Genomic DNA, 6,087 nt, shown 5'->3' on the forward strand with positions numbered 1-6,087 from the left:
CCGACCAGTTTCCAGCCTTAGTCAGTCCTCAGACTGGCTTATTCAGCGTCTTCACGCGCCCAGTCACGGGTACGGCTGACGGCTTTTTTCCAGCCTTTATACAGCTTCTCTTTCTCGACTTCGTCCAGGCTCGGTTCGAACTCGCGCTCGATCACCGCTTTGCCGCGCAGTTCTTCTAGGCTGCCCCAGAAACCGCAAGCCAGGCCGGCCAGGTAAGCCGCGCCCAGTGCAGTGGTTTCACGCATTTGCGGGCGCTCGACCTGAGTGCCGAGGATGTCGGCCTGGAACTGCATGAGGAAGTTGTTCGCCACTGCGCCGCCGTCCACGCGCAGGGCCTTCAGGCGTTCGCCGGAGTCCTGTTGCATGGCGTCGAGGACGTCGCGGGTCTGATAGGCGATCGATTCCAGCGCGGCGCGGATGATGTGATCCACGCGCACGCCGCGAGTCAGGCCGAACAGCGCGCCACGGGCATACGGGTCCCAGTACGGAGCGCCCAGACCCGTGAAGGCCGGCACCAGGTACACGCCGTTGCTGTCCTTGACCTTGCTGGCGAAGTATTCAGTGTCGTGGGCGTCGTTGATGATCTTCAGTTCATCACGCAGCCACTGCACGGTTGAACCGCCGTTGAACACTGCACCTTCCAGCGCGTAAGCCACTTCGCCGCGCGGGCCGCAAGCGATGGTGGTGAGCATGCCGTGCTTGGATTTCACCGCTTTGTCGCCGGTGTTCATCAGCAGGAAGCAACCAGTGCCGTAGGTGTTTTTTGCCTGGCCCGGCTCGACGCACATCTGGCCGAACAGTGCCGCTTGCTGGTCACCAGCGATACCGCCGATGGCGATGCCGCTCTTGGTGCGACCGTAAATTTCCGAAGACGCTTTCACTTCCGGGAGCATTTCGCGCGGGATGTCGAGGATCTCCAGCATCTTCGAATCCCACTCAAGCGAGTGGATGTTGAAGAGCATGGTGCGCGAGGCGTTGGTGTAGTCGGTGACGTGGACTTTGCCGCCGGTGAATTTCCAGATCAGCCAGCTATCGATGGTGCCGAACAGCAGTTCGCCGTTGCGCGCACGCTCGCGGCTGCCTTCGACGTTGTCGAGGATCCACTTCAGTTTGGTGCCGGAGAAGTACGGGTCGGTGACCAGACCCGTGGTGTCACGGATGTAGTCTTCGTGGCCGTCACGCTTGAGCTGTTGGCAGATCTCGGTGCTGCGGCGGCACTGCCAGACGATGGCGTTATAGACCGGGCGACCGGTGGTCTTGTCCCAGACCACGGTGGTTTCACGCTGGTTGGTGATGCCGATGGCGGCCACTTGATCGTGATGCAGACCGGCCTGGGCCAGCGCTTCAACCATCACCGCGCTCTGGGTGGCGAAGATTTCCATCGGGTCGTGTTCAACCCAACCGGCTTGCGGGTAATGCTGGGCGAATTCGCGCTGCGCGGTGCAGACCACGTTCGCGTCGCGGTCGAAAATGATCGCGCGGGAGCTGGTCGTACCCTGATCGAGGGCAATGATGTAGTTCTTATTCTGAATGTCGGTCATGTCGATTGCCTTGGACGAAATAAGGGAGAGTGGGCCGGGGCGCAGGCTCTATAGGGCAGGAGCCTGCGCCGACTGTTTCAAGAAGTTCTTGGTTTGCCTTCAATGGCCGGTTCTGCATCCTTTGTAGCAGGTGTGGCGCCGGTCAGGTGGCGGGCGATGAGCCCGCGATACCCGGCAGCGCCGAGGCAGGCACCGACAATCGGTGCAAAAATCGGAATCAGGAAGTACGGGATTTCACGGGCGCCGGTGAAGGAAATTTCACCCCAGCCAGCGAAGAAAGTCATCAGTTTTGGACCGAAGTCACGTGCCGGGTTCATCGCAAAACCGGTCAGTGGACCCATCGAGCTGCCGATCACCGCGATCAACAGGCCGATCAGCAGCGGCGCCATCGGACCTTTTGGCAGACCGTTGTTGTCATCGGTCAGGGCCATGATCACGCCCATCAGGATGGCGGTGATGATCATCTCGACCAGGAATGCCTGAGCGGTAGACAGCACAGGGTTCGGGAAAGTGGAGAACACCGACGCCAACTCAAGGCTGGCAGCCGAGCCACGAACCATTTGGTGAGTTTGTTCGTAATCGAAGAAAAGATTGCTGTACAGCGTGTAGACCAGCAGCGCACCACAGAAGGCGCCGGCAATCTGCGAGACGATATAGAACGGCAGTTTGCGCTTTTCGAAGTCAGCAAAGATTGTCAGCGCGATGCTCACAGCAGGATTGAGGTGCGCACCGGAAACCCCGGCGGTGAGGTAGATCGCCATGCTCACGCCGACGCCCCAGATGATGCTGATTTCCCACAGGCCGAAGCTGGCGCCCGCGACTTTGAGCGCGGCGACACAACCGGTACCGAAAAAGATCAGGAGTGCAGTCCCCAGAAACTCGGCCATGCATTGGCCCGAGAGCGATGGTTGCTGTAAAGCAGTTGTCATTGAAAACCTCGATTTTTGTTGTTGTCTGGCGCATTGCCAACAGGGCAATGCGCGATTTTCCCCGGGGCAGAATCCCCATCCTGTTCCCGGTTTACTGCTGGGTGCTGCGATGTCGACAATTCTTACATTATTCAGATTCGAAAAAATATAGACAAGAAACAAACCTGTCAAAGGTCGAAAGTGAACCGTCGGTCACAATTAAACTATTCGTTGTGTGAATGATCGTTCGTGAACGATGTGCTCAAAAGTCTGCAAGCCACGGGAAACGTGGCTTGGAATAGAGCCTTTTGTGGTGCGATGGCCTAAAATCCGCCACAGGTTTTTTCTGCCACTGCCGAGCCTGGAGCTGCCATGACCCCTGCGTTGGACTTGTTGAAAAAAGTTCGTGCCGAACATCGCGTGCACAGTTACGAACATGATCCGAAGGCCGCGTCCTATGGGCTGGAGGCCGCAGAAAAACTGGCGCTTGAGCCTGCTCAGGTGTTCAAGACGCTGCTGGCGGCGAGTGAAAAAGGTGAATTGTTAGTGGCTGTCGTGCCGGTCGTCGGAACGCTCGACCTCAAAGGTCTGGCGCATGCCGCCGGCGTGAAGAAAGTCGAGATGGCTGATCCGGCAGCCGCGCAGCGTTCCACCGGTTACCTGTTGGGAGGCATAAGCCCGTTGGGTCAGAAGAAGCGCCTGCGCACTTTTATCGATAGTTCAGCCCAGGGTTTTGCGACTATTTATGTCAGCGCCGGTCGGCGCGGGCTAGAGGTTGAGCTGGCGCCAATGGTCTTGGCGGAACATACCCAGGCGAAATTCGCCGAGATTGGTCGAGCCTGAGATCGGCCTGCGCTGTATGAAGAAAATTGGCCGGTTCTGTCACTGGCGCTGATCCGACCCGCGCTGCATGCTCTGCCGACGAACTTAGGGAGAAGGTTATGCAGCTCGAGTTTTATCAGGTCGACGCATTCAGTGATCGGCCGTTCAGTGGCAATCCGGCGATGGTCTATCGACTCGACGCATGGCTGGCGGATGAGTTGATGCAGAAGATCGCCGCCGAGCACAACCTGGCGGAAACCGCATTTCTGGTGCGTGAAGGTCAGGCCTGGCACATCCGCTGGTTCACCCCGACTACAGAAGTGCCGTTGTGTGGGCACGCGACGCTGGCCAGTGCCTATGTCCTGTTCGAGATCTACAAGGAAACTGCCGAACGTCTGGACTTCGTTTGCAAGTCCGGACCGCTGAGTGTCAGTCGCGAAGGTGGCCGCTTGTGGTTGGACTTCCCGTCGATTGTGCCGTCGGAAATCGGTGTGACGCTGGATGTCGAGCGGGCGCTGGGCGTCGAAGCAGTGGATGTGCTCGGGTCAAATGAGTTGTTTGTAGTGCTGGAATCGGAGCAGGCTGTGCTCGATTGCAAGCCGGATATGGTCGCACTGGCCAAACTGCCATGGCTGGGCGCTATCGTCACAGCTCGCGGCAATCATCATGATTTTGTCTCGCGCTACTTCGCACCGGCTATCGGCATCAATGAAGATCCAGTGACCGGTTCGACTCATTGCAGTTTGATTCCGTATTGGTCGAAGCGTCTGGGTAAATCCAGTCTGACCGCGTGCCAACGTTCGGCGCGGGGCGGGGAGTTGTTCTGTCGTCTGGAGGGTGAGCGGGTGAAGATCGGTGGCAATGCGACGCTCGTTGCGAGCGGTAAGTTGTTGCTCGCTTAAAAGCTAAAAGATCGCAGCCTTCGGCAGCTCCTACAGGGATCAATGTAGGAGCTGCCGAAGGCTGCGATCTTTTGATCTTAATAAGCGGTGCTGAATCGGCGCACGCCGTTTTCCACTGCTGGTATTTGCGCTGCTGTGCTGCCACTCGCCTGGAACAACACCAGATGTTCAGCGGCAACACGAATTCCGACCTCTGCGCCAACCTGATGATCAGCATGACTCGGGAAGATCGACTCCAGCTGCGCACCCGTCGGCAGTTGCAGGCGATAAAGCGTCGAAGCCCCGAGGAAAGTCTTGCCCACTATCCGCGCCTTCAAAGCGCTGTCCGGCGCATAAACGATGTCGTCAGGACGCAACAGCACATCCACCGCACCACCAATCGGCCATGTATAAGCACGATTACCGCGCAGTTCACCCAGTTCGGTCTGCACCGATTCCGGAGTGTTCAGTTGGCCTCGAATGAAGTAACCCTGACCGATGAAACTGGCCACAAACGGCGTCGCCGGTTCGTGATAGAGGTTGTAGGGCGTGTCCCACTGTTCCAGTCGACCTTCCTTGAAGACGCCAACGTGATCACTCACGGCGAAGGCTTCTTCCTGGTCGTGGGTCACCAGAATCGCACTGGTGCCACGCGCCTTGAGGATGTCGCGCACTTCGTGGCTGAGCTTGCGGCGCAACTCGCCGTCGAGGTTGGAGAACGGCTCGTCGAGCAGCAGCAGTTGCGGTTCCGGTGCCAAGGCGCGGGCGAGGGCAACGCGCTGTTGCTGGCCGCCGGACAGCTCGTGCGGGAAACGCTTGCCAAGGTTCTTCAGGTTGACCAGTTCCAGCAGCTCTTCGGTCACGCGATCCTTGTGCGGGTGCTTGCGGATGCCGAAGGCGATGTTGTCCGCGACGCTCAGGTGCGGGAACAGCGCGTAGTCCTGGAACACCATGCCGATCCGGCGTTTCTCCGGCGCGAGGGTGAAACCGGCGCTGGAAATGGTCTCGCCACCCAACGTGATTTCACCTTCGTGCACCGGTTCGAAACCGGCAATGGCACGCAGGGTGGTGGTCTTGCCGCAACCGGACGAGCCGAGCAGGCAGCCGATGTCACCGGCATTGAGGTGCAGATTGAGGTTCTGCACCACGCGTTGGTCTTGATAGCCGCAAGCGAGGTTGCGCAGGTTCAGCAGTAATTCATGGCTCATGCGTGGTGATATGCCGGTTCGACGAGGAACTCGAGCAGGGCCTTCTGTGCGTGGAGACGGTTTTCTGCCTGATCCCAAGCGACGGAGCGCGGGTCATCAAGCAGGTCGAGGCTGATTTCTTCGCCACGGTGCGCGGGCAGGCAGTGCATGAACAGCACGTCCTCGGCAGCGAGATCGAGCAGGGCGCGGTTGACCTGGAACGGTGCGAACAGCTTGAGGCGCTTGGCAGTTTCCTCTTCCTGGCCCATGGAGGTCCAGACGTCGGTGCTGACCAGATGCGCGCCGCGCACGGCGTCCTGCGGATCGCGGACAATGGTCACGCGATCGCCGGCCTTGGCGACGAATTCAGGGTTCGGCTCGTAGCCTTCGGGGCAGGCTATACGCAACTGGAAGTCGAACTGGATCGCCGCTTCTATATAGCTGTTGCACATGTTGTTGCCGTCGCCGATCCAGGCCACGGTTTTGCCCTGAATCGAGCCGCGATGTTCCAGGAACGTTTGCATGTCGGCCAGCAACTGGCACGGGTGCAGGTCGTCGGACAGGCCATTGATCACCGGCACGCGCGAGTTGGCGGCGAATTCGGTCAGGGTGCGGTGGGCAAAGGTACGGATCATCACCGCGTCGAGCATGCTCGACATGACGATGGCGCAGTCGCCGATCGGCTCGCCACGGCCCAGTGGGGTGTCGCGCGGCGAAAGGAAGTTCGCCTGGCCGCCGAGCTGGATCA

Annotated in this window: 6 protein-coding genes; 2 read left to right on the top strand and 4 right to left on the bottom strand. The window is 59.2% G+C overall.

Annotated elements, in window-relative coordinates; all coding sequences use genetic code 11:
- Positions 1-38: 38 nt before the first annotated feature.
- Complete coding sequence (gene glpK / locus ACIOVB_RS07990) at positions 39-1,541, bottom strand: glycerol kinase GlpK (protein ID WP_187678182.1); 1,503 nt, start codon at positions 1,539-1,541, stop codon at positions 39-41.
- A 77-nt stretch (positions 1,542-1,618) separates the two neighbouring features.
- Positions 1,619-2,470: an MIP/aquaporin family protein gene (locus tag ACIOVB_RS07995; protein ID WP_187678181.1), complete on the bottom strand. Its 852-nt coding sequence runs from the start codon at positions 2,468-2,470 to the stop codon at positions 1,619-1,621.
- Between the two features lie 351 nt (positions 2,471-2,821).
- Between ACIOVB_RS07995 and ybaK the strand changes: the two genes are divergently transcribed.
- Both ybaK and ACIOVB_RS08005 read left to right on the top strand, forming a co-directional pair.
- Positions 2,822-3,292 carry a Cys-tRNA(Pro) deacylase gene (ybaK, locus tag ACIOVB_RS08000; RefSeq protein ID WP_401266482.1) on the top strand — a complete coding sequence of 157 codons (471 nt, stop codon included), beginning with the start codon at positions 2,822-2,824 and terminating at the stop codon, positions 3,290-3,292.
- 98 nt (positions 3,293-3,390) lie between these two features.
- On the top strand, positions 3,391-4,173 hold the full coding sequence (locus ACIOVB_RS08005) for a PhzF family phenazine biosynthesis protein (RefSeq protein ID WP_401266485.1): 783 nt from the start codon (positions 3,391-3,393) through the stop codon (positions 4,171-4,173).
- 77 nt (positions 4,174-4,250) lie between these two features.
- Here ACIOVB_RS08005 and ACIOVB_RS08010 read toward each other — a convergent pair whose 3' ends face one another.
- Positions 4,251-5,360 carry an ABC transporter ATP-binding protein gene (locus ACIOVB_RS08010; protein WP_401266488.1) on the bottom strand — a complete coding sequence of 370 codons (1,110 nt, stop codon included), beginning with the start codon at positions 5,358-5,360 and terminating at the stop codon, positions 4,251-4,253.
- Positions 5,357-6,087: ornithine carbamoyltransferase (argF, locus tag ACIOVB_RS08015; protein WP_401266491.1), on the bottom strand; the 731-nt coding region annotated here is incomplete at its 5' end. The genes argF and ACIOVB_RS08010, both read right to left, overlap by 4 nt.

It is taken from the genome of Pseudomonas sp. NPDC087639, assembly GCF_044743385.1.
Taxonomy (GTDB): domain Bacteria; phylum Pseudomonadota; class Gammaproteobacteria; order Pseudomonadales; family Pseudomonadaceae; genus Aquipseudomonas.